Source organism: Sphingomonas zeicaulis (genome assembly GCF_050433225.1).
In the GTDB taxonomy this organism is placed as follows: Bacteria; Pseudomonadota; Alphaproteobacteria; order Sphingomonadales; family Sphingomonadaceae; genus Sphingomonas_D; species Sphingomonas_D zeicaulis.
The window spans coordinates 1,637,381-1,661,072 of record NZ_JBNPXQ010000001.1; the positions used below are offsets into that span (position 1 = coordinate 1,637,381).

The window sequence follows — 23,692 nt, forward strand, 5'->3', positions numbered from 1 at the left end:
AATGATTTCCATAATTGCCGCCGTTGCCGCGCGAACGGGCCTGACCGGTCCGGCGCTGCTCGACCTCGCCGACCGGCTGACGCCCGGTGGCCCGCGCATCCGGCGGCGGATCTCCGGCGCGGCCTATGGTTCGGCACCACGCCAGCGGCTGGACCTGTGGCGCGCGGCAGGCGCGCATAGGCCGCAGCCGGTGCTCGTCTTCTTCTACGGCGGCGGCTGGAGCGCCGGCGAGCGCCGGCACTACGGCTTCGCCGCGCGCGCGTTCGCGGCACTGGGCTTCACCGTCGTCGTCCCGGACTATCGGTTGGTGCCGGCGATCCACTTCCCCGCCTTCGTCGAGGATGCGGCCGCCGCGTTGCGCTGGGTGGCCCATCATGCCGCCCTGCATGGTGGTGATCCGGAACGCATCCTGCTCGCGGGCCATTCGGCGGGCGCGCATATCGCGGTGCTTGTTGCGCTCGATTCCGGCTACGCCCGAGCGGCGGGGATCGACGCGCGCGCGATCCGGGGCGTTGCGGGGCTTGCCGGCCCCTATGATTTCTTTCCGTTCGACGTGCCCGCCTCGATCGCCGCCTTCGCCCGCGCACCCGACCCGCGGCTCACCCAGCCGATCCACTTCGCCAGGCGCGATGCGCCGCCTGTCTGGCTGGCGACGGGCACCGCCGACACGGTGGTCCGCCCGCGCAACAGCCAGGCGCTGGCCGCGGCGCTGCAGGCGGCGGGCGGCAGTGCGGTCTATCGCGATTATGCCGGGCTGGACCATGCCGGGATCGTGATGGCGCTGGCCCGGCCGTTTCGCGGCAAGGCGCCTGTGCTGGCGGAAAGCGCCGATTTCCTGATGCGCGCGGCGCTTTCCGACTGAGGCGGTTGCCTACTCCCAGAAGTAGCGGCGTTTCTTCGCAGTGCCGGTTTCCACCTCGTCCATCGTCACCGGATCATAGAGCCGGCCGCCGAGCATCACCCGCGCGATATGGTCTGAGTTGCGGATGTCGGTCAGCGGATCGGCATCGAGCACGACCAGATCCGCCAGCTTGCCGACCTCCAGCGAGCCGATGTCGCGGTCGAAGCCGAGCGAGCGCGCTGGGGTGATCGTGCCCGCGCGCAGGGCTTCCAGCGGGGTCATGCCGCCGCGCACGAATGACCAGAGTTCCCAATGCGAGCCCAGCCCTTCCTCCTGGCCGTGCGCGCCGATGCTGACCATCACGCCGCGCTTGGCCAGCTTGTGCGCCTCCCGGGCATTATCGTCGTCGACGAAATCCTCCTCGGGCGCCTTGGTGCGGCGGACGTTGCGCGCCTGCAGATCACCGGGCGGCACATGGCGCGAGAGGATCGGGTGCAGCCACACGTCGGTCGCCTGCCGCCAATAGGGATCGCCGGCGAGGCCGCTGTAGCTCACGACCAATGTGGGGGTGTAACCGACCTTGGTGGCGGCGAAGAAGTCGATCACATCCTTGTAGAAGATGTTCTGCGGGATGTTGTGTTCGAGCGTGGTGTTGCCGTCGGCGATCAGCGCGATGTCCATGCCGAACAGCGCGCCGCCTTCCGCCACCGTCTGGATATTCTCCTCAATGCCGGCGGCGACGACCTGCTGGCGCTGCTCACGCCGGGGCTGGTTGTAATTCTTGATTGCGTGCGCGCCCTGCGCCTTCAGCCGCCGGACATGCGCGCGGGCATCGTCGATCGAATCGATCCGCGCATAGAAGCCGCCTGCCTTGGCGCCATAGACGACCTCGCCGGTCGAGAAGATGCGCGGTGCGAGGAAATCATTCACGCGCTGGCGTTCGGACGCGGGGAAGATCTCCGCCGCGGTGCTCGACGGATCGTGTATCGTGGTGACGCCGAGTGCGAGGTGCGCGATCGCCGACCAATTCTGCTGCGGCACGATCTCGTCGACGCCCTGCGGGCCATGGGCGTGCGCGTCGATCAGGCCGGGGATGATCGTCTTGCCGGCGACGTCGATCGTCTTCGTGCCTGTGGGTATCGTCACGCTCCCGCGGGGGCCGATCGCGGTGATGCGGTCTCCGTCGATCAGGATCGTGCCGTCCTCGACGATGCCACCGTCTACCGCCGCCATCGTCACGATGCGCGCGCCGACCAGCGCAACGCGGCCCTGATGCTTGCGTGCCGCGACGTCCATCGAGAGTGACACGCCGTTCGCCGGCGGCACATAGGCCGGTGCCGTGCCCGTGGCCGGTGGCGGTGCGCTGGGGAAGAGCGATTCGGTCCGCGCCGTATAGAAGGTCGGCCCCAGGCTCCAGTGCAGCGCGCCGCCATCGGCGCTCCAGTGGATATAGTCGGCGCCACCCGCGCTTGCGCGCGTCACCGGTAGCGGGCTGCCCTTCGCGCCTGCGCCGAGTTCCTGATTGCCCGGCAGCAGCGGCATCACATAGGCGCCATAGCTTTCGCGGAAGGCGAAATACTCGCCCGTCGGTGCGACCGAGAAATTGCTGACCAGTTCGCCGGTGGCATGCGTGCGTCCCGCCTCCCCATTGAGGTCGAGGCTGACCAGCATGCCCTTTCCATCCGCGAAGCGCGTGACGAACAGACGGTCATTGTCGGCACCGAACTGCGGCTCGCCGCCATCGGCGGTGACGCGGCTGACTGCGCCACCGGCTGTCGCGACGCGGAACACGCCGCTGCTGTCGGAATGATCGGGCGAGGTGAGTTGCCCTCCCTTGCCCTTCTCGAACACGATCGTCCTGCCATCCGGCGAGAAGCGCGGGCGGCGATAATGGCCGGGTTCGGTGGTCACCGCCCTGCTTTGCCCGCCCGCCGCGGCAATGGTGCGGATCGTACCGAGGCCTGCGTCGGTCCAGCCGACATAGACGATCTGCCTGCCGTCCCGCGACCAGTTCGGGAACAGTTCGAGTTCCTCGTCGCCCCGCGTCAGCCGCCGCGCCGCGCCGCCCGCGGCGGGCTTGAGCCACAATTTGCCCATCGTCTCGAACAGGATCTGGCGACCATCCGGCGAGACCGAGGCGAAACGCGGCATTCGCGTCGCGAAGCTTTCCGGCGCGACCGCGACCTGGGGGCGAACCGGATCGATTACGACGCGATCGTCGGTGACGCGGAACGGGATGATCGTATCTGCACCGCTCGCCATGTCGATGCGTCGCAGCTTGCCGCCCGCCCAGACGATCAGCGCGCGCGAATCCGGCAGCCAAGCCATGTTGGGATAGAGGCCCTGGACTGCCCAGGTTTCCTGCATGTCGAGATCGAGTTTGTCGTAAACCTTGCGGACCGCGCCGCTCTTCAGATCCTTGACATAGAGCTTGGAGCGGGCGCGTTCGCGTCGAACGAAGGCGAGCCACTTTCCATCCGGCGAGGGCGTCGCGCGCACGGCGCCACCTGCGCCGCTCACCACCGTCTCGACCTTGCCGGTATCGAGGTCATAGCGCTCGATGTCGAACAGGTCGGTGTTCGAATCCTGCGCATATTCGAACACCGGGCCCGGCGTGATGTTGCGGCTATAGTAGATCGCCTTGCCGTCCGGGGTGAACGCCGGCTCGCCCAATTCCTTCTGCAATTTCTCGCTGGCGCGCTTGACCAGCGCGACGCCGCTGCCGCCCGAGACGTGATAAAGCCAGATCTCGCCGGTGCCGGCCGAACGCTCGGTGGTGAAATGCTTGCGCGCGGCGATGAAGCGACCGTCCGGGCTCCAGCTCGGATTGTTGAGCAGGCGGAAATCCTCCTTGCTTACCTGGCGCTTGTCGCTGCCGTCGAGGTTCATCACCCAGATATTGTCGCCGCCGCCGCGATCGCTGGTGAAGGCAATGCGCCTGCCGTCGGGCGAGAAGCGCGGCTGGATCTCGAAGGGCAGTCCCTCGGCAATACGCGTTGCGATACCGCCGGCCACCGGCATGGTGTAGATGTCGCCCAGCAGATCGAACGCAATCAGCTTTCCGTCCGGACTGACGTCGAGGTTCATCCAGGTGCCCTCGTCGGTATCCACCGGTATCTTGCGCGTCGTCATTCCCAGCGGAGCAGCGACATCCCATTTGGGCTTTTCCGTCTCCTCGGCATGCGCCGCAGGAATGGCAAGAAGCGCCGCGGCGAGCGCGGCGAGGCTGGTTTTCATGGATCGTCCCCTTTGTTGCCGCGGAGACTATCGACTGGGGGCACGGCGCGACAAGCATCGTTCGTCGAAATGCCGGCGTTGCCCACACGCGAAGGGGCGGGCCGCGTCTCCGCGACCCGCCCCTTCGATCCTGCGCACCGCTCGAGCGGTGCGCTATGATCAGTAGCGGTAATGATCCGGCTTGAACGGCCCTTCGACCGGCACACCGATATAATCCGCCTGCTTCTGCGTCAGCGTGCTCAGCTTGACGCCCAGCTTTTCGAGGTGAAGGCGCGCGACCTTCTCGTCGAGATGCTTCGGCAGCACGAACACGTCATTGCTATAGGCGTCGCGGTTGGTGAACAGTTCAATCTGCGCCAGCACCTGGTTGGTGAAGCTGGACGACATCACGAAGCTCGGGTGCCCGGTGGCGTTGCCGAGATTGACCAGGCGGCCCTTCGACAGAACGATGATCTTCTTGCCATCCGGAAACTCGACTTCGTCGACCTGCGGCTTGATCTCGGTCCACTTCATGTTGGCCAGTGCGCCGATCTGGATCTCGCTGTCGAAGTGGCCGATGTTCGAGACGATCGCCATGTTCTTCATCGCACGCATGTGATCGAGCGTGATGACATCGGCATTGCCGGTGGCGGTGACGAAGATGTCGGCGCGGGTCGCCGCCTCTTCCATGGTCACGACCTCGAAGCCTTCCATCGCCGCCTGCAGCGCGCAGATCGGATCGATCTCGGTCACCAGCACGCGGGCACCACCGTTGCGCAGCGACTGCGCCGAGCCCTTGCCGACATCACCGAACCCGGCCACCGCGGCGACCTTGCCGGCGAGCATCACGTCGGTTGCACGGCGGATCGCGTCGACCAGCGATTCCTTGCAGCCATAGAGATTGTCGAACTTCGACTTGGTGACGCTGTCGTTGACGTTGATCGCCGGGAACGGCAGCTTGCCCTTCTTGGCGAGATCATAAAGGCGGTGGACGCCGGTGGTGGTCTCTTCCGAGACGCCCTTGGTGGCAGCGACCGTTTTGGTCAGGAAGCCCGGCGTCGCCGCCAGACGCTTCTTGAGCACCTTCACGAAGATTTCCTCTTCCTCGTTCGACGGCGTGAACAGTTCTTCGCCCGCCTCGACGCGCGCGCCCCACAGCGCGAACATCGTGGCGTCGCCGCCATCGTCGAGGATCATGTTGCAGGTTTCGCCATCGCCCCAGTCGAAGATGCGATCGACATACTCCCAATAATCCTCAAGGCTCTCGCCCTTGATCGCGAACACCGGGATGCCCTGCGCGGCGATGGCCGCGGCGGCATGATCCTGCGTCGAATAGATGTTGCATGTCGCCCAGCGCACGTCGGCGCCCAGCGCGACCAGCGTCTCGATGAGAACCGCGGTCTGGATGGTCATGTGCAGCGAGCCGGTGATGCGCGCGCCCTTGAGCGGCTGCGCGGCGCCATATTCGGCGCGCAGCGCCATCAGGCCCGGCATTTCCGTTTCGGCGATCTCAATTTCCTTGCGGCCGAAGGCGGCAAGGCTGAGGTCCTTCACGACGAAGTCGGTGAAGCCGGCGACGGGGGCGGTTGCCACTCGATAATCTCCTGGAACTGGCTCTTGATGCCGCGCCGAATACAGGCTCACAGCCTCTAATGCAAATATAAAGATGTCTTTATATGCGCTGTTCGCATGGCGCGATCAGGCCTGCCCGGCGCTTGCTGCGAGCAGCCGCGTGTCGATGCCGGCGCTCGAAAAGCCCTCGCGCCAGCGCGCCTCGGGGCGGGTTTCCCACAACAGGCTCTCGCCGCCGGGAGTGACGAACCAGCCGTGCCGCCGCATTTCCTCGTCGAGTTGCCCCTCGCCCCAGCCGGCATAGCCCAGTGCCACGATCCACTTGGTTGGGCCGGAACCGGAAGCGATCGCGCGCAGCGCATCGACCGTGGCGGTCAGCGCCCAGCGCCCGGCCACGTCGATGCTCTCGCTGCCGGACCAGTCCCTGCTGTGGATCACGAAGCCCCGCTGCGGCTCCACCGGGCCGCCGGCATGCACTGGCGCATCGGGCACATTGTCGGTCGCGATCTCGAATTGGTTGAGCAGCAGATGGAGGCCGACGCCTTCCACGCGATGGCCGATGCCGATGCCCAGCGCGCCCTTCTCGTCATGCGCGCACATCGCGATTACCGAATGCTCGAAACGGGGATCACCGATTCCAGGCATTGCCAGCAGGAATTGGCCGGTCAGGAAACGAGGCGAGTCCATGGCCCCGTTTATACCCGGTGCACGGAGAGTGTCACGGTGGGGTTGCGCCACGCGGCCCGCGGGCCCAGTTGAGCCGCGGGCGGCACCGGCGCCGTCGATTTGTGCAAGGAAGCCAGTAATGACGATCAGCAGCGGCCAAAAGCTGCCCACCATCGCCCTCACCAAGGTAACCCCCGCCGGCGCCGCAGCGACCGATACCGATAGCTTTTTCGCCGGACGGCGCATCGCCCTGTTCTCGGTGCCCGGCGCCTTCACCCCCACCTGCTCCGCGAAGCATCTGCCCGGCTTCATCGACAAGGCCACGGCGCTAAAGGCCAAAGGCATCGACGAGATCGCCTGCACCGCGGTCAACGATGCGTTCGTGATGGGCGCCTGGGCGAAGTCGGCAAACGCCGGCGATACCGTGACGATGCTGGCTGACGGCAACGGCGATTTTGCCCGCGCGGTGGGGCTGGTGCAGGACAGCACCAAGTTCGGCATGGGTGAACGCGGCCGCCGCTATTCGATGATCGTCAACGATGGCGTGGTGGAAGTGCTCAACGTGGAGACTCCGGGCGAATTCAATGTGAGCTCGGCGGATTACATGCTGGGCCAGTTGGGGGGCTGACGGTTAGGCCGCCCCCCGCTTCGTGGCCCCGGCGCGCGGCCATAAGCCGCGCCCACCGGTCCGAAGGTTCATCCTCAGCGGGTCTGCGCCAGTTCGGCGCTACGCTGCCGGGCCGCAACCAGCGTGCGGCTGACCAGCGGCGCCAGCCCCGCCTCCGCATCGAGAATGTTGAGACCGGCACGGGTGGCCCCGCCGGGGCTCGCCACGCGTTCGGCGAGCATCGCCGGTGACTCGCCCGCCGCCACTGCAAGCGCTGCGGCACCGTCCACCGTCGCCAGTGCCAGCCGGGCCGCCTGCTCGGGCGGCAGGCCGATATCCGCGCCGGCAGCGCCCAGCGCGTCGATGAAGCGGAACAGGAAGGCGGGGCCGGCGCCCGACAGCGCCGTCACCGCATCGAGCAGCGGTTCCTCATCCACCCATTCGACAAGGCCCAGCGGCGCCATCAGCGCGGCGACCGCCTCAACCTGCGGAGTCCGCTCGGGCGCGTAGAGCGCCACCGCCCCCTTGCCGAGCGCGACGGGGGTGTTCGGCATGGAGCGCACAATCGCACCGGCAGCAGGAAAGGCCGCGCGGAGGTTTGCCACCGTCGCGCCGGCGAGGATCGAGATCAGCGTGGTTGCGGGGCCGGCGCCCATGCCGGCGACATCGCCCAGCTTCTGGGGTTTGACGCCGAGCAGCAGCACGGCCGGCGGGGGTTCATCGGCCGGCACTGCGGTCAGCACGCGCACACCTTGCGCCACAGCCCTGCCGCTCGGCCGGATGACCGTCACCCGGCTTGCATCGAGCCCTGTTTCCAGCCAGCGCGACAGCATCGCGCCCGCCATATTGCCGCATCCAAGCAGCCAGATCGCATCGTTCGACATCGGGTGGCGTTAGCCGCCCTTCGCGGGCTTGTCAGCCGCCGCGTCAGGCCTCGCCGCGCGTTTCGATCAGCGCGGCCGCAATCGCTTCCTTGGGGCTCTTGCCGCCCCACAGCACGAACTGAAACACCGGATAGAAGCGCTCGCACTCATCGAGCGCGGCTTCCACCAGCGATTCCGCCTGCTCGAGGCTGATCGACACATCGTCGCCGCCTTCGATCAGCGCCGCATGGCGGAACAGCACGATCCCGGACGAGGACCACATCTCGAAATGGCCCAGCCAGAGCTGTTCGTTGATCAGCCCGATCGTTTCATAGATCACGCCATGCTTGTCGGCGGTCACGCGAATATCGGGGAAGCCCAGGAACTGGAGGACATGATCCTCCTCACGCCACACAGAGCGAAGCTCATATTGTGCCCAGCTTCCCTGCACATGCGCCACGATCTCATCTTCGCCGATGCGCTCATGCTGCCAGCCATGGGCAGAGAAATAGCTTTCGAGCATGTCGATGGGCGCAGCCTCGTCGCGCGCGCCTTCAAACTCGTCGAGGTTCATTCATGCCTTTCCGGGGCGCATGGCCACGCCCGCCACGACCCTTACGAAAGAGCCGCGCGCGCGCAAGCCGGCATTTCCCGATCGGTGGAAAATCCTGTGGATAAGAAGTGGATCAATCCACCGGGTCGGACGCGGGCTTGCCCAGGTCCACATCACACGATGCTGCAACGGGCGCCGCCACGCCGGAAGCCGCCTCAAGCGCGGCGAGACGCGCACGCAGCTCGTCCACCTCGTCACGCGCCGCGGCGGCCATCGCCTTTACCGCCTCGAACTCGTCGCGGCTGACGAAGTCCAGCCCGCCGATCCACTCACGCGCACGCTGCCGCGCCGACGCTTCGGCCTCGCGGCCCATGCCCGCCAGCGTACCCGCCGCGCCGTTCATCAGCTTAGCCAAATCGTCGAAGAACCGGTTCTCGGTCTGCATTTAAGAAACTCCCATCGGGGCTGTGCCCACCATCAGCGGGCTATCTGGCCCCTCGGCTCCCCCGGCACAAGGGTTTCCGCGCTGGGATTGAGCCGCGCGACTTCCCAATTGAGCGCAGTCGCGAGACAAAGCCATGCCAGATACGGCAGCAACAGCCAGGCCGCGAGCGGCCGGATGCGGTGGAACAGCGCAATGGTGACGGCCACGATCACGGCCATTGCAATCACCACCGCCAGCGCGATTCGCACCTGATGCAGCCCGAAGAACAGAGGCGACCACGCAAGGTTGAGCAGCAACTGGGTGACGAACAGCCCGATCGCACGCCCCCGCCCCGGCGCTCCGCGATCCTCGAGCACCAGCGCCAGCGCGATCCCCATCAGGATATACAGCGTCGTCCACGCGAGGGGGAAAACCCAACCCGGCGGTACGAACCAGGGCTTGTCCAGCGCGGCGTACCACAGATTGCCCTCGCCCGATCCGGAGAGCCAGCCGGAGGCGATGCCCAGCAACAGGATCAAAGGCACGGTGACGAGAAGCGTCTTGGCGGGAATCCTGTTCATCGTCACACCCTTCGAAGGAGTCACCCCACGCAAAGCGCGGCTTCGGCCTTGGTTCCGGTCAGCCCGCAAGTCGTGCGGAAACGAGGAACTCGACGTTGCCCTCCGGGCCCGTAATCGGGCTCTCTACAACACCCTCGACACCCCACCCATTCGCCTGCAGCCAATCGACCACCTCGGCGCAGACGCGCGCATGCACCGCTGGATCACGGACGACACCGCCCTTGCCCACCTCGGCGCGGCCTGCCTCGAACTGCGGCTTGATCAGTGCCACCAGCCGCCCGCCCGGCCGAACGAACGACAGCGGACGTTCGAGCACCTTGGCGAGGCCGATGAAGCTGGCATCGCACACGACGATGTCGATCGGCTCGGCGATATGCTCCGCCGTCAGGATGCGGGCGCTGGTCTGTTCATGGACGATCACGCGTTCATCCTGCCGCAGCTTCCAGGCAAGTTGGTTGGTGCCCGAATCGACCGCATAGACGCGCGCCGCGCCGCGGCTCAGCAGCACATCCGAAAAGCCGCCGGTCGACGAGCCGACATCGACCGCGATCAGGCCGGCCACGTCGATAGCGAAATGAGTGAGCGCATGATCGAGCTTCAGCCCGCCGCGCGACACCCAGGGATGATCCCGACCCTTTACGCTGAGCGGCGCATCTTCGGCCAGCATCTGCCCGGCCTTGTCGACCTTGCGTTCGCCCGTGAGCACCAGCCCAGCCAGGATCAGCGCCTGTCCACGCGCGCGCGACTCGACGAGGCCACGCTCCACCAGCAGTTGATCGGCACGAATCTTGGGCATCCGATGCGCCATAAGCGCTCAGGGCGCGACCCGCCACGCCCACGAAAGCTTCGCCCCATTGTCGCCACATTCAGACTGGCGCGCGGCGCAGTCATTTTGTCGCCAGCCTATTGTCTACCGACATAGTAGGCTTTATCTCGGAATGTGTCGAAAGACAGCGGCCGCGTGACGTCCCCCTAGAACGGCGCGCGGCCGCAACCTTCGACGAGAGCAAGAGGGGCGAGGCATAGGAGGCTGCGATGGCGCAACTGTCTGATGACTTCGACGGACGAGCCCCGCTGGTGCTGACGGTGCCGGGCCTGAGCAATTCGGGCCCCGGCCATTGGCAAACCTTGTGGGAGCAATCGCGCGACGATTGCAGCCGTGTGGATCTCGGCCAATGGGATGCCCCACATCGCAACAGTTGGGTGACCAAGCTCGATCAGGCCGTGCGCAATTCACCAACCCCGGTGATCCTCGTGGCGCACAGCCTCGGTTGCCACGCCGTTGCCTGGTGGGCGGCACTTTCCGGACAGCCCTATGGCTGGCCGGTCGCCGGGGCACTGCTGGTCGCGCCGCCAGACGTCACCCGCGCGGGCATCCATCCCGGCATCAAGGATTTCGCGCCGATGGCACCGGCGATCCTGCCCTTTCCCGCGATCCTCGTCGCGAGCGAGGACGATCATTATGCCTCAATCCAAGCCTCGTTCGACATGGCGCGGCATTGGGGCTGCCATTTCGAGAATGCCGGCGCGCTCGGCCATATCAACGCTGACAGCGACATTGGCTTCTGGGCCGATGGCCAGCGCCTGCTCGATCGGGTGATGGGCGCGGCGCACCGCTCGCGCGACGGCCAAGCGGTCAGCGGCATCGAAGCACTGCGCGGACCCGATCCGTACCGAACACGCTCGCGCGCGAGCTGAGGCGGGCAAACATCCTTTTCGTCACAAGCACCGGGCGGTCACCAGACCGCCCGGCGTTTTATGGCATCAGCAGATCTTCTGGCCGGTCTTGGCCCAGTCCGCCATGAAGCCCTGGATGCCCTTCTCAGTCAGCGGGTGGTTGAACAGCGCCTTGATGACCGCGGGCGGCGCCGTCATCACGTCGGCGCCGATCTTCGCAGATTCCAGCACGTGAATCGGGTGGCGCACGCTGGCGACCAGGATCTCGGTGTCGAAGGCGTAATTGTCGTAGATTTGGCGGATGTCGGCGATGAGCTGCATGCCGTCGAAACCGACATCGTCGTGGCGGCCGACGAAGGGCGAGATGAAGCTCGCACCCGCCTTGGCGGCCAACAGCGCCTGGTTGGCGGAGAAGCAGAGCGTGACGTTGACCATCGTGCCCTCGGCGCTCAACGCCTTGCAGGTCTTGAGTCCGTCGATCGTCAGCGGCACCTTGATGGTGACGTTGTTCGCAACCTTCCGAAGGATCTCGGCTTCCTTCATCATCGTTTCGTGATCGAGCGCCACGACTTCCGCCGAGACCGGACCGTCGACGATCCCGCAAATCTCCCGCACCACTTCAACGAAGTCGCGGCCCGACTTGTGGATCAGCGACGGATTGGTGGTGACGCCATCGAGCAGGCCGGTCGCCGCAAGCTCGGCAATTTCGGCGGTGTCCGCGGTGTCGACGAAGAACTTCATGATCGTCCCCTTTGGGCTGTGCGAATCGGCGCCTTCTATAGGCGCGTGAACGCCCGCACCCAACGCTTGTCTGCATAACCTATGGGAACGCTATCAATCGCGCATTTTTGACGAAAAAACAGATTTACCCATTGAACGATCCTATCGCGTACGATATATAACACTTATCAGCCCGGCGCCGGAGCATCCGGTTGGGCCAGCCAGGAGACCGACGATGAAAGTTCTGTATTCCACCGAAGCAACGGCCACCGGCGGACGCACCGGCAGCGCCAGCACCAAGGACGGCGCGCTCGCCGTGTCGCTGGTCACCCCCAAGGAACTCGGCGGCCCGGGCGGCGAAGGCAACAACCCCGAGCAGCTTTTCGCTGCGGGCTACTCCGCTTGTTTCCTCGGCGCCGTGAAGTTCGTCGCGAGCCAGAAGAAGGTAAAGGTGTCCGAGGAATCGACCGTCACCGCGACCGTCGGCATCGGCGCGCGGGACGATGGCCAAGGCTTCGGTCTGGATGTCGCGCTAGCGATCAGCCTTCCCGGCATCGATCGGGAGACGGCGCAGGCGATCGTCGATCAAGCGCACATCGTGTGCCCCTACAGCCACGCGACCCGCAACGGCCTGGACGTGCGCATCAGCTTGATCTGACCACGGCTGCAGAAACTTCTTCGATCGCCTCCTGCTCCGGCGGGAGGCGATCGAATGCGATTCAGACCTATTTCGGAGTTACCGCCGCTGCTACCCGCCAGATCGCGCCGCCCTTGTCGTCCACCACCAGCAAGGCGCCGTCCTTCGCCGTCGCCAATGCCCGCGGCCGACCGTGAACCCTCACGCCGTCCGTGAAGCCAGTGAGGACGGGCTGCATGTCACCGGCAGGCCGGCCGTCGCGGAACGGGACGAACACCACGTCATAGCCTAGCAGTTGCGAGCGGTTCCACGACCCGTGCCGCGCGACGAACGCCCCCGAACGGAACGCCTGCGGCAGCGAGGTCCGGTCGCCGAACGCGATGCCAAGTGCAGACGCGTGTGCGCCGACGGCATAGTCGGGCGTGATCGCGCGTGCGACTAGGTCCGGGCGCTGTCCCTTCAGGCGTGGGTCGGGGTGCTGCCCCCAGTAGCTGTACGGCCAGCCGTAAAAGCCGCCCTCCCGCACCGACGTAATGTAATCGGGCACAAGATCATCGCCCAGTTCGTCACGTTCGTTGACCGACGTCCACAGCTTGCCGGTAACCGGCTCCAGCGCCATGCCCACCGGATTGCGGATGCCATCGGCGAAGACGCGCTCACGGCCCGTCTCGAGATCGATCGCGAGGATCGCGGCACGGCGTTCCTCCTTCTCCATGCCATACTCGCCGGCATTGCTGGCCGAGCCCACGGCGACATACAGCGTCTTGCCATCGCGACTGGCCAGCAGGTTGCGCGTCCAGTGATTGTTGTAGCCGGTGGGATCGAAGCGGGTGATCCAGGTCCGCGGCGCATCGTCCGCAATCCGCGTCGTTCCAAGCGTATAGGGCGTCCAGAACACGCCATTGGCATTGGCGATGTAGAGCTTCGATCCGATCAGCGCCATGCCATAGGGTTGCTGAAGCCCGCCGATGAGCAGCTCACGCACATCGGCCTGCCCATCGCCATCGCTGTCGCGCAGCAGCAGGATGCGGTTCTTGCCCTGATCGCGATAGGCGGGATCCTCATTCTTCCGCTCGGTACGTGCTTCCGCCACGAGCACGTCGCCATTGGGGAGCACGACCGCGTTGCGCGGCGAATCGAGCCCACCGGCGAAAATGTTGACGGCAAGGCCCGCTGCCGCGGCAGGGCGGCCGCCGCCGGGAAAAGGCGTAGTATCCGGAGTGTTGACTGCCGATTTCGTCTGATAGGGCGGCGGCAATTGAGGGTTGGGGCCGATGCCCGCTCCATTTTGCGCGAGCGCCGCAGTCGGCAGCGCGGCGATAGACAGCGCGAAAACCAGCGTCAGTCGGAACGGGCCGCTGCCTTCTTTGCAGATCGCTTCGAAGTCGCTGAATGACGACGTGTCTCGCCCCATCACACCACCCTCTCACGTCCGCGCGCTTCACCATTTGGTGAGGCACTCCGTATATTGGGCGACATGCTGTGACGAGATCGGCGATGTCAAGAACGTCGCCGCGCCGGACAGCCATATCCGCAGAAGGCGTGGGTCTCGGCGCAGAGGGATGTTCTTCCGGCACTTCCATCCCTAACTAGCGGCGATGGCGCGCGCGCGAGTCCTATTGCTGAACCCGGCCCTCGGCCCCCTCGACTATCGCGTTGATCGCGAACATGTGGTCGAACCCGGCAGCATCGTGCTCGCGCCGCTCGGGCCGCGGCAGCTTGCCGGCGTCGTGTGGGAGCCGGAACGGATGCCCTCCGACGCGGAAGTCGGCGACAACCGGCTGCGGCCGCTGCTCGGCGTCTATGACCTGCCGCCGCTGGGCGCCCCGCTGCGCCGGCTGATCGAGTGGACGTCCGACTATTATCTGTCACCGCCGGCGGCGGTGCTGCGCATGGCGCTGTCCTCCGCCTCGGCGCTCGATGCCAGCCGCACCGTCACCGAATATCGCCTGACCGGTCAGGTGCCCGACCGGATGACGCCGATGCGCACCCAGGCGCTTGAGCGGATCGGCGAACGTCAGGGGCTGGTCCGCGAACTGGCGACGATCGCAGATGTTTCTGACGGCGTGATCCGCGGGCTGGTGAAGGCCGGTGCGATCGAAGCAGTCGAGGTGTCGGTCGACGATCCCTACCCCCGCCCCGACCCCGGTTTCGCGCGCCCAGAACTGTCGCCTGAGCAGGCGCGGGTTGCCGGCACCCTGGCGGACGCGGTTTCCGCGCACGGCTTCCAGACCTTCCTGCTCGACGGCGTCACCGGATCGGGCAAGACCGAGGTCTATTTCGAGGCCGTCGCCCGTGCGCTGAATGAGGATGGGCAGACTTTGGTGCTGCTTCCCGAGATCGCGCTGACCGAGCCATTCCTGCGCCGCTTCGAGGGGCGTTTCGGCCACCAGCCGGTCGCTTGGCATTCGGGCCTGCGCCAGTCCCAGCGCCGCCGCGCATGGCGCGCAATCGCGAGCGGCGAGGCGAAGGTAACCGTGGGCGCGCGATCGGCGCTGTTCCTGCCCTATCGCGACCTGCGGCTGATCGTGGTCGACGAGGCGCATGAGACCAGCTTCAAGCAGGAAGACGGCGTCACCTATCACGCCCGCGACGTCGCAGTGATGCGCGGCAATTTCGAGGGTTGCCCGGTGATCCTCGCCAGCGCGACACCTGCGATCGAGACGCGCCACCAGGTCGCGATGGGCCGCTATCAGGAATTGAAGCTGCCCGCCCGCTTCGGCGGCGCGACCATGCCGGATATCGCCGCGATTGACCTGACCGCGCATCCGCCGAGCCGCCAGCATTGGATCGCGCCGCCGCTGGTCAAGGCGATGGAAGAAACGATGGCGCGCGGGGAACAGTCGCTGCTGTTCCTCAACCGCCGCGGCTACGCGCCGCTGACATTGTGCCGAACCTGCGGCCATCGCTTCCAATGCCCCAATTGCACCGCATGGATGGTCGAGCACCGGCTGATCCGCCGGCTGCAATGCCATCATTGCGGCCATGTGATGCCGCCACCCGCGGAATGCCCGGAATGCCATGAGGCGGACAGCCTCGTTGCTTGCGGCCCCGGCGTGGAGCGCATCGCTGACGAGGTCGCGGAACTGTTCCCCGACGCGCGCACCGCGCTGGTCACCTCGGATACGATGTGGTCGCCTGCGAAGGCAGCAGAGTTCGTCGGGCGGATGGAGGCGCGCGAGATCGATATCGTCATCGGCACTCAACTCATCACCAAGGGCTATCATTTCCCTGAACTAACGATGGTGGGCGTGATCGACGCCGATCTGGGCCTTGCCGGCGGCGACCTGCGCGCGGCGGAGCGGACGTTCCAGCAGATCATGCAGGTGGCGGGCCGTGCCGGCCGCGGCGAGAAGCCGGGCCATGTCATGATCCAGACCCACGGCCCCGGTCATCCGGTGATCAAGGCGCTGGTCTCGGGCGATGCCGCTGCGTTCTACGCCGCGGAAACCGAGGCGCGGCGCGATGCCAATGCCCCGCCCTTCGGCCGCTATGCCGCCATCATCATCTCCGCCGAGGACCAGCGCCAGGCGGCAGAAACCGCGACCCTGATCGGCCGCACCGCGCCGCGGATCGAGGGCATGGCGGTCTATGGCCCCGCCCCCGCGCCTATGGCGATGCTGCGCGGCCGCCATCGCCAACGCCTGCTCGTCCACGCCGTCCGCGCGCTAGACGTGCAATCCGCGATCCGCGATTGGCTGGGCGGGCTCGAATGGCCACGCAGCGTGCGTGTTTCGGTGGATGTGGATCCCTATAGTTTCGTTTGATCCCGCATCGCGGCCCGGATAGGCTTTCCCCATCTACGAAATGGGGGTGTTTCGTCGTGCTGCGTTTCCTGTCTTTTCTGGTGCTTCTGTTCCTGCCGCAAGCCGTATCCGCCGCATGGCATGAGGCACGCAGCGATCATTTCACCATCTATTCGAACGATAAACCGGAAAACATTCGCAACTTCGCCGCACGGCTCGAACAATTCGACAGCGCGATGAGGCTGGTCACGTCCGCACCACAAATTCCGGCCAGCGCCTCAAGCCGCGTCACCATCTATGTCGTCGATGATATGGGCGATATCCGGCGACTGGCGGGTATGCGCGGTGTTGCGGGTTTCATGGAAAACCGTGCCTCGGGGAGCGTCGCCTTCGTCCCCCGCCGTGCGGACACCGGCAAATATTCGCTGACCGCTCAAACGGTTCTGCTCCACGAATATGCGCATCATTTCATGTATCAGAGCTGGGGCAGCACCGTCGTCCCGCTCTGGTTTTCGGAAGGGTTCGCCGAGTTTTACGCGACGGCGACGTTCGAGGATGACGGCAAGCTCGTCCTCGGTACGGCGCCACGCTATCGCGCCTGGGGCATGCTCGACGCCTCTGTCATGCCTGCGAGGACGATGCTGAAGCTCAATCCCGGCCGCCTGAACGACGAGCAGATGGCCGCGCTCTACGCCCGCGGCTGGTTGGCGATGCATTATCTGGTGATGGAGCCGGAGCGTGCGAAATTGCTGCGGGCGTATCTGAACGCGATCAACAGTGGAACCGATGCCGACGCGGCCAGCGCGGTTTTCGGCGACCCGCGCGCGTTCGATCAGGCGCTGAACCGCTACATCAAGCAGCGCACCCTGCCAGCATTGGGCATCAAATCAGGGCTTAATCCGGGCGCCGTCGTTGTCCGGCCGCTGACCGCCGGTGAAGCCGCAACGATGGACGTCAGCATCAGATCGACGCGCGGGGTGACCCAGAAAACGGCGCCGCAGGTTGCGGCCGATGCCCGCAAGGCCGCGGCTCCCCATCCGGACGATGCCGGCGCTCAGAATGTGCTGGCCGAAGCCGAATATGATGCGGGCAATTTCGCGGCCGCAGAAGCCGCGGCGGACCGAGCGCTGCGGGCCGACCCGAAATCGATCCATGCAATGATCTACAAGGGCTTGGCGATGCAGGCGCGGCTGCAGGCAAAGAGCGATGCCAAGGGCGCGGACTGGCGGGAAGTTCGTCGCTGGTATCGCGCGGCCAATAGCGTCGATCCTGAATATGCCTGGCCGCTAATCCTTTACTATCAGAGCTTCGACGCGGCCGGTGAGCCGGCAACGAAGAATGCTCAAGACGCCCTGCTCTATGCGCATGCACTGGCTCCCTTCGATGGGGGGCTTCGGATCCAGGCGGCGCGGTTGCTAATCGAGCAAGACAAGCTGCCGGCTGCGCGCATCGCGATGGCCCCGATCGCCTACAGTGCGGAACAGGGTGTCGCGCAGCGCGACTGGGCAATGTCAATACTGACTGCGCTCGATGCAAAGGACGGCAAGGCGGCGCTCGCGGCAATGGATCGTACTCCGGACGCCGCGGCGGCCGCTCCGGCGGAAGGCGAAAAGACGCTTCGCGGCAAACGCTTGCATCCAGATATTTCCTAAGGCGCCACACCACGATATGGGGCTCTCCATGGGTCGCACATGGGGAATGAAGGTGAAGCACGCGCTCATCGCCGGGCTGATGGTGATCATCGCGCTGCTGGCGGGGGCCGTGCATGCGCAAAGCCGCGATATCAGCGCTGCAGAGCGCAGCGTGGTGCGCGTCGTCGTGGTCGCGACCGACGGCAACGACTATTTCTATCGCGGCCATGGCAGTGGCTTTGCGGTCGGGCCTCGGCAGATCGTCACCAACCTCCATGTCGTCGAACAGGCACTCGACGATCCCGAAATGCTGATTTTCGTTGTCCCCTATGACGGCAAGGAAGGTTTTGTCGGCAAGGTCGCCACCTATTCGCAGCGCGTCGATCTCGCGCTTGTCGATCTCGATGGTGGGCAGCTTGCGCCCGGCACGATCGCGACATTGCCGCCCGAAGGGTCGGAACCGGTCTATGCGATCGGCTATCCCAGCAATGTCGATCGTGCCGAGGGGCGCAACGCCGACGATCTGATCCGTCCGACTGCGCCGGTGCGCACGCAGGGACTGATCTCGCTGGGCCGCAGCAGCAAGGATTATGATACCATTCTGCACACCGCGGCGATCGCACGCGGCAGCAGCGGCGGTCCGCTGCTCGACGAGTGCGGCCGCATCGTCGGCGTCAACTCCTATCTGAGCGCTTCCGACGGCGTCGATGCGGAGTTCGGTTTCGCCGCCAGTGGCCGCGAACTGACCGCGTTCCTTAAAGGCGCCAAGGTGGAGGCGCGGACCACGCCGGTGCGCTGCCTGTCCGCCGCGGAGCAGGCCGAACTCGAACGCCGCGCCGCCGCAAGCGATGCGAGCGATGCCGAGGCGCTGCGCCGCATGGCCGACGAGGCCAGGAACGCACGCGCCGCCGAACGCGAACGCATCGAGCGCGAAATCGCAACCGAGCGTGAAAATGCGATCGCGATCGCCGCGGTGCTGCTCGCGCTCGGTGTGCTGGCGATGGCCGGCGGCGGCCTCGCGCTCAACCAGCAACGGCGCAACCTGGGCATCGGCGCGATCATCGTCAGCATGCTGCTCCTCGCGGGTGCGCTGCTGATCTTCCTCAACCGTCCCAAGTTCGACGAGGTCGACGATCGCATGCCGCCGGAGAAGAAGGTGGTGGCCGAGGGTTATGACGCGATCGGCAAGAATATCTGCCGCGTGGTCAGCGATCGCAGCCGCATCACCGTATCCTCCACCGACGATCTGCCCTTCGAGTGGACCGCCACCGGCTGCGTCAACGGCAAGACCCAATATGGCGAGATCGCCAGTGGGATCTGGAGCCGCGCGCTCGTTCCCGAGAATGATGCCACCGTCACGGTACAGAGCTTCGAACCGACGAAAGGCCGGTTCCGCTCGGATCGCTATCTGCTGAACGCCACCGACATGGAAGCCGTGCGCGAGATCCGTCGCCGCTATGACCAGACCGGCTGCAGCGCCGATCCCGAGGTGCTGCGCACGGTTGCGGAAATGCAGGCGGCGATCCGTACCTCGCTGCCGCCGCAGACCAACGAAAGCCTTATCTATCAATGCGGGAAGCTTGTCGCCCCCTGACATGCGGCCTTGCCGGGCGGGGTGACGAGCGATAGCCCTGCGCCCGGTCGGGAGCGAAGCCATGCGTTTGATTCGGCTTATATTTGCCCTGTTGGGTGCCGCGGGCGCGCCGGTTCATGCCGAATGGCAGCGCGTCAACACCGAGCATTTCACCGTCTATGCCGACACCCGCCCGGACAAGGCGCGGGACTATGCGCTGGAGCTTGAGCGCTTCGACATGCTGGCGCGCCACGTGTTCGCGCTGGGAGACCGCGAACCGGGCATGAAGCTGACGGTGTTCGCGCTCGACACTGATGGCCAGGTTCGCGCAGTGTTCGGCGACAATTCCGGCAATGTCGGCGGCTTCTATGTGCCGGCCGCGGGCGGCGCGCTGGCGGTGGTGCCCCGCGCCACCGGATCGATCCAGACCGGCGATATCGTGCTGCGCCACGAATATGCGCACCATCTGATGATGCAATATTTCCCCTCGACCTACCCGATCTGGTACGTCGAGGGCTTCGCCGACTTCCTCTCCACCGCCAGCTTCGACAAGCAGGATTTCGCCAGCCTGGGCACGCCCCCCGCCGCGCGTTGGATGGCGGCGCGCAACGGCCCGCAAATGCCGGTCGAGCGCCTGCTGACGGCCAATCGCGGGACCTTGAAGGGGCCGCAGACCAGTGCGCTGTACGCCGAAGGCTGGATGCTGACGCATTATCTTTCGGTTAGTGGCGAGCGTCCCGGCCAGTTGTCGCGCTATCTGGACCTGCTCGCCGGCGGCCGCGCCAATCGCGATGCCGCCATCGAAGCGTTCGGGCCGCTGGACCAGTTGCAACGCGATTATGATCGCTATCGCCAGCAATCGCGGCTCAACTATTTCCACATCGCCAGGCCGTTCGTCTATAGCGGCGCCGCGACGGTAACCCCGCTCGACGCCGCCGGCCAGGCGACGATTCGCGAACGCATTGCGTTGATGCGCGGCGTGCCGCGCGAGCGGCGGCTGGCGCTGGCGACCGAGCTTGAACAGGCAGCGGCGCAATTTCCCGGCAATGCCGAGACCTTCGCGATGCTGGCGCAGGCGCGGCTGTTGCTCGGCGAGCATGATGCAGCCAAGTCCGCCGCGGACAAGGCGCTGGCGCTCGATCCCAATCTGGGCCGCGCCGCACTGTGGCGTGCGCTGGCCGAGGCGGCGCGGCTGCAGAAGGCCGGCAACCGCGACACCGAGGCGTGGAAAGCCGCGCGCGGCGACATCATCCGCGCCAACCGCGCTGTGCCCAACGATCCTCTGCCGCTCTACGAGAATTTCCGGATCTACACGCGCCTCGGCATGGAGCCGTCGGCGACTGCCAAGCAGGGTCTCGCGCGCGCCTATCAACTGCTGCCGCAGCATGTCGGCGTGCGCTTCACCTATGCGCGGCTGCTGGCGCGGGAGGGCAAGCAGGACGCCGCGATCACGTTGCTCCAGCCGCTCGCGAACAACCCGCACGGCGGCGACGCCGCCGAGGATGCGGCGCGAATGATCGAGGCGCTGCGCGCGCGTCAGCCGGTTCCCGATCCGCCTTCGGAAACTCCCGGCGCTCGTGAGGATTGATCATCATGCACGTCGCTATCTTTGGCACGAAGCCCTACGATCGTCATTTCCTGACTGCGGCCAATGCTGCGCACGGCCATGACCTGACATTCTTCGAACCGCGGCTGGACCCCGTCACCGCTACACTCGCGGACGGATTTCCGGCGGTCTGTGCGTTCGTCAACGATCGGCTCGATGCGTCGGTGCTCGAAAGACTGGCGGAAGGCGGCACCCGGCTGGTCGCGTTGCGTTGCGCGGGGTTCAACAATGTCGACCTGCGCGCCGCCGAACGGCTCGGCATCGCGGTCGCGCGCGTGCCGGCCTATTCACCGCACGCGGTTTCCGAATTCACTCTCGCGCTGCTGCTCGCGCTCGACCGCCGCATTCACCGCGCCTGGGCGCGCGTGCGCGAGAATAATTTCGCGCTGGATGGCCTGATCGGTCGCAACCTCCATGGCCGTACCGCTGGCGTGATCGGCACCGGTCGGATCGGTGCGCTCGTCGCCCGCGCGCTGCGGCTCGGCTTCGGCTGCCGCGTGCTCGCCGCGGACGTGGCCGAGGATCCGGAGCTGCTCGCGATCGGCGTCGAATATCGTCCGCCGGCGGAGGTCATCGCCGATGCCGATATCCTGACATTGCACTGTCCACTGACCCCGGAGACGCGCCATATCGTCGATGCCGACGCGATAGCGCTGGCGCGCCCCGGCCTGATCATCGTCAACACCAGCCGCGGCGCGCTGATCGACACGATGGCGCTGATCGATGGATTGAAAAACGGCCGGATCGGCGGCGTCGCGCTTGATGTCTACGAGCAGGAAGCCGACCTGTTCTTCGAGGATCTCTCGAACGAGATCGTGCAGGACGATGTGTTCCAACGCCTGCTGACCTTTCCCAACGTGCTGATCACCGGACATCAGGCCTTCCTCACAGAGGAGGCCCTGCAGGCGATTGCGGCGACGACACTGGAGAATATCAGCGATTTCGCAGCGGGACGGCTGCTGATGAATTCGGTCGGCACGGCGATGCTGAGAGGGTAGCGAGTGCCCCTCCCGCAAGCGGGAGGGGCGCGTTTCCTACTGATCGATGTTCCGCTTGAAGGTCTCGGGCAGGAAGATCAGCCCGATCACCACCGTCGCCGCGGCGATCACCACTGGGTACCAGAGACCGTAATAGATATTGCCGGTCGCCGCCACCATCGCAAAGGCGGTGGTCGGCAGAAAGCCGCCGAACCAGCCATTGCCGATATGATAGGGCAGCGACATCGCGGTGTAGCGGATGCGGCTGGGGAAGAGTTCGACGAGCATCGCCGCGATCGGCCCGTAGACCATCGTCACCAGCATCGCGAGCGCCCAGAGCACCGCTATCGCCTTGACCCGATCGATCTGCTCCGGATCGGCGGCCGGCGGATAGCCGACCGCGGCGAGCCCCTCGCCCAACCGTGTCTGGAAATCGGCGATCGCCGCCTTGCGGTCGTCAGCGGAAAGACCGCCCGGTGCGGGCACGGCGAAGCTGACATCCCCGACCCGCACCACCGCCGGCTGACCTGCGGGTATTGGCTGGTTGTCATAGCTGATACCCGTTTTCGCCATATAGGCCTTGGCGATGTCACAGCCGGATCCGTCGAACTTGTTCTTGCCGACCGGATCGAACTGGAACGAGCAATCCTCCGGATTGGCGATGATGGTGACCGGCGCCACTGCCTGCGCGCGCGCCAGCGCCGGATTGACCGCGTCGGTCAGCGCATGGAACAGCGGAAAATAAGCGAGCGCGGCCAGCGCGCAGCCGGCGAGGATGATCGGCTTGCGGCCGATCTTGTCCGAAAGCCAACCGAAGAACACGAAAAAGGGCGTGGCCAGCGCCAGCGCGATGGCGATGAGGATGTTGGCAGTGGCGCCATCCACGCGCAGCGTCTTCTCGAGGAAGAACAGCGCGTAGAACTGGCCCGCATACCAGACCACCGCCTGCCCCGCGACCGCGCCGAACAGCGCGATCAGCACCCAGCGCAGGTTGCGCCACTGGCCGAACGCCTCTGTGAGCGGCGCCTTCGAGGTCGTCCCCTCTTCCTTCATCTTCTGGAACACGGGGCTCTCGTTGAGCTGCAGCCGGATCCACATCGAGACGCCGAGCAGGAGGATCGATACGAGGAACGGCAGACGCCAGCCCCAGGCCGCGAACGCTTCTTCCCCCACTGCGACGCGGAAGCCGATCACCACCAGCAGCGCTGCGAACAGCCCAAAGGTGGCGGTGGTCTGGATCCAGCTCGTATAGAGCCCGCGCTTGTCGTTGGGCGCATGCTCGGCGACGTAGGTGGCCGCACCGCCATATTCCCCGCCCAGCGCAAGCCCCTGCGCCAGCCGCATGATCAGCAAGATGATCGGCGCGGCAACACCGATAGTTCCATAAGCGGGCAACAGGCCGACCGCGAAGGTGGAGAGGCCCATGATCGCCATCGTGACGAGGAAGGTGTTCTTGCGCCCGACCAGGTCGCCGATCCGTCCGAACACCAGCGCGCCGAACGGCCGCACCGCGAAGCCCGCAGCAAAGGCGGCAAGCGCGAAGATGAAGCCGGTGGTCTCATCGACGCCGGAGAAGAACTGCGCTGAAATATGAGTGGCGAGCAGGCCGTAGAGGTAGAAATCATACCATTCGAACACCGTGCCCAGCGACGAGGCGGCGATGACCAGTTTTTCGTTCTGCGTCGCCGAATGATGGCGCGGCAGGCCATCCTTGTCCGTCAGGCTTTCGTCGGCAGTTGCCACGCATCTCTCCTCTGTGCCCCGGCCATCGGTCAGGCCAGTTGAGGTGCATCAAAGGCGAA

At 65.8% G+C, this 23,692-nt stretch carries 20 protein-coding genes; 9 read left to right on the top strand and 11 right to left on the bottom strand.

Going from position 1 to position 23,692, the window contains the following annotated elements; all coding sequences use genetic code 11:
- The first annotated feature begins 1 nt into the window (after window position 1).
- Window positions 2-862: an alpha/beta hydrolase gene (locus FHS96_RS07740; RefSeq protein WP_429588890.1), complete on the top strand. Its 861-nt coding sequence runs from the start codon at window positions 2-4 to the stop codon at window positions 860-862.
- A gap of 9 nt (window positions 863-871) precedes the next feature.
- Here the strand turns inward: FHS96_RS07740 and FHS96_RS07745 are convergent, their stop codons facing one another.
- The 3 genes from FHS96_RS07745 to FHS96_RS07755 form a co-directional block, all read right to left on the bottom strand.
- Entirely contained in the window at window positions 872-4,078 is a 3,207-nt protein-coding gene (locus FHS96_RS07745) for an amidohydrolase family protein (protein WP_429588892.1), read from the bottom strand.
- 159 nt (window positions 4,079-4,237) lie between these two features.
- Window positions 4,238-5,650, bottom strand: a complete 1,413-nt coding sequence (gene ahcY, locus FHS96_RS07750) for an adenosylhomocysteinase (RefSeq protein WP_429588894.1) — start codon at window positions 5,648-5,650, stop codon at window positions 4,238-4,240.
- A gap of 105 nt (window positions 5,651-5,755) precedes the next feature.
- The gene (locus FHS96_RS07755; protein WP_429588896.1) at window positions 5,756-6,316 is read right to left on the bottom strand and encodes a YqgE/AlgH family protein; all 561 of its coding nucleotides are present in this window, start codon (window positions 6,314-6,316) and stop codon (window positions 5,756-5,758) included.
- A gap of 118 nt (window positions 6,317-6,434) precedes the next feature.
- Here FHS96_RS07755 and FHS96_RS07760 point away from each other — a divergent pair, with 118 nt between their 5' ends.
- Complete coding sequence (locus tag FHS96_RS07760) at window positions 6,435-6,923, top strand: peroxiredoxin (RefSeq protein ID WP_429588897.1); 489 nt, start codon at window positions 6,435-6,437, stop codon at window positions 6,921-6,923.
- A gap of 74 nt (window positions 6,924-6,997) precedes the next feature.
- On the opposite strand, the gene FHS96_RS07765 is transcribed toward FHS96_RS07760, so the two are convergent.
- The 5 genes from FHS96_RS07765 to FHS96_RS07785 form a co-directional block, all read right to left on the bottom strand.
- Window positions 6,998-7,786 (bottom strand): pyrroline-5-carboxylate reductase family protein, encoded by a 789-nt coding sequence (locus FHS96_RS07765; RefSeq protein WP_429588899.1) that lies wholly within the window; start codon window positions 7,784-7,786, stop codon window positions 6,998-7,000.
- A gap of 43 nt (window positions 7,787-7,829) precedes the next feature.
- The gene (locus FHS96_RS07770; protein WP_429588901.1) at window positions 7,830-8,339 is read right to left on the bottom strand and encodes a type III secretion system chaperone family protein; all 510 of its coding nucleotides are present in this window, start codon (window positions 8,337-8,339) and stop codon (window positions 7,830-7,832) included.
- A 112-nt stretch (window positions 8,340-8,451) separates the two neighbouring features.
- A complete protein-coding gene (locus FHS96_RS07775) occupies window positions 8,452-8,763 on the bottom strand; it encodes an accessory factor UbiK family protein (RefSeq protein ID WP_429588903.1) in 312 nt (103 codons plus the stop codon).
- A 32-nt stretch (window positions 8,764-8,795) separates the two neighbouring features.
- Window positions 8,796-9,323 carry a TspO/MBR family protein gene (locus tag FHS96_RS07780; protein ID WP_429588905.1) on the bottom strand — a complete coding sequence of 176 codons (528 nt, stop codon included), beginning with the start codon at window positions 9,321-9,323 and terminating at the stop codon, window positions 8,796-8,798.
- 58 nt (window positions 9,324-9,381) lie between these two features.
- Window positions 9,382-10,119 (bottom strand): TlyA family RNA methyltransferase, encoded by a 738-nt coding sequence (locus FHS96_RS07785; protein WP_429588907.1) that lies wholly within the window; start codon window positions 10,117-10,119, stop codon window positions 9,382-9,384.
- Between the two features lie 239 nt (window positions 10,120-10,358).
- Here FHS96_RS07785 and FHS96_RS07790 point away from each other — a divergent pair, with 239 nt between their 5' ends.
- Window positions 10,359-11,021, top strand: a complete 663-nt coding sequence (locus tag FHS96_RS07790) for an RBBP9/YdeN family alpha/beta hydrolase (RefSeq protein WP_429588908.1) — start codon at window positions 10,359-10,361, stop codon at window positions 11,019-11,021.
- 66 nt (window positions 11,022-11,087) lie between these two features.
- Here FHS96_RS07790 and fsa read toward each other — a convergent pair whose 3' ends face one another.
- On the bottom strand, window positions 11,088-11,741 hold the full coding sequence (gene fsa / locus FHS96_RS07795; RefSeq protein ID WP_429588910.1) for a fructose-6-phosphate aldolase: 654 nt from the start codon (window positions 11,739-11,741) through the stop codon (window positions 11,088-11,090).
- Window positions 11,742-11,955: 214 nt separating this feature from the next.
- Here fsa and FHS96_RS07800 point away from each other — a divergent pair, with 214 nt between their 5' ends.
- On the top strand, window positions 11,956-12,378 hold the full coding sequence (locus FHS96_RS07800; protein ID WP_429588912.1) for an organic hydroperoxide resistance protein: 423 nt from the start codon (window positions 11,956-11,958) through the stop codon (window positions 12,376-12,378).
- A 67-nt stretch (window positions 12,379-12,445) separates the two neighbouring features.
- Here FHS96_RS07800 and FHS96_RS07805 read toward each other — a convergent pair whose 3' ends face one another.
- On the bottom strand, window positions 12,446-13,771 hold the full coding sequence (locus FHS96_RS07805; RefSeq protein ID WP_429588913.1) for a PQQ-dependent sugar dehydrogenase: 1,326 nt from the start codon (window positions 13,769-13,771) through the stop codon (window positions 12,446-12,448).
- A gap of 184 nt (window positions 13,772-13,955) precedes the next feature.
- Here FHS96_RS07805 and FHS96_RS07810 point away from each other — a divergent pair, with 184 nt between their 5' ends.
- From FHS96_RS07810 to FHS96_RS07830, 5 genes are all read left to right on the top strand, one after another.
- Window positions 13,956-16,124, top strand: coding sequence for a primosomal protein N' (locus tag FHS96_RS07810; protein WP_429588915.1), 2,169 nt, complete (start codon window positions 13,956-13,958; stop codon window positions 16,122-16,124).
- Between the two features lie 56 nt (window positions 16,125-16,180).
- Complete coding sequence (locus tag FHS96_RS07815) at window positions 16,181-17,755, top strand: M1 aminopeptidase family protein (RefSeq protein WP_429588917.1); 1,575 nt, start codon at window positions 16,181-16,183, stop codon at window positions 17,753-17,755.
- 52 nt (window positions 17,756-17,807) lie between these two features.
- Window positions 17,808-19,328, top strand: coding sequence for a S1 family peptidase (locus FHS96_RS07820; RefSeq protein WP_429588919.1), 1,521 nt, complete (start codon window positions 17,808-17,810; stop codon window positions 19,326-19,328).
- 61 nt (window positions 19,329-19,389) lie between these two features.
- Window positions 19,390-20,895: a hypothetical protein gene (locus FHS96_RS07825; RefSeq protein WP_429588921.1), complete on the top strand. Its 1,506-nt coding sequence runs from the start codon at window positions 19,390-19,392 to the stop codon at window positions 20,893-20,895.
- A gap of 5 nt (window positions 20,896-20,900) precedes the next feature.
- The gene (locus FHS96_RS07830) at window positions 20,901-21,911 is read left to right on the top strand and encodes a 2-hydroxyacid dehydrogenase (protein ID WP_429588922.1); all 1,011 of its coding nucleotides are present in this window, start codon (window positions 20,901-20,903) and stop codon (window positions 21,909-21,911) included.
- A 36-nt stretch (window positions 21,912-21,947) separates the two neighbouring features.
- Here the strand turns inward: FHS96_RS07830 and FHS96_RS07835 are convergent, their stop codons facing one another.
- Window positions 21,948-23,612 carry an MFS transporter gene (locus FHS96_RS07835; RefSeq protein ID WP_429589696.1) on the bottom strand — a complete coding sequence of 555 codons (1,665 nt, stop codon included), beginning with the start codon at window positions 23,610-23,612 and terminating at the stop codon, window positions 21,948-21,950.
- Window positions 23,613-23,692: the final 80 nt, after the last annotated feature.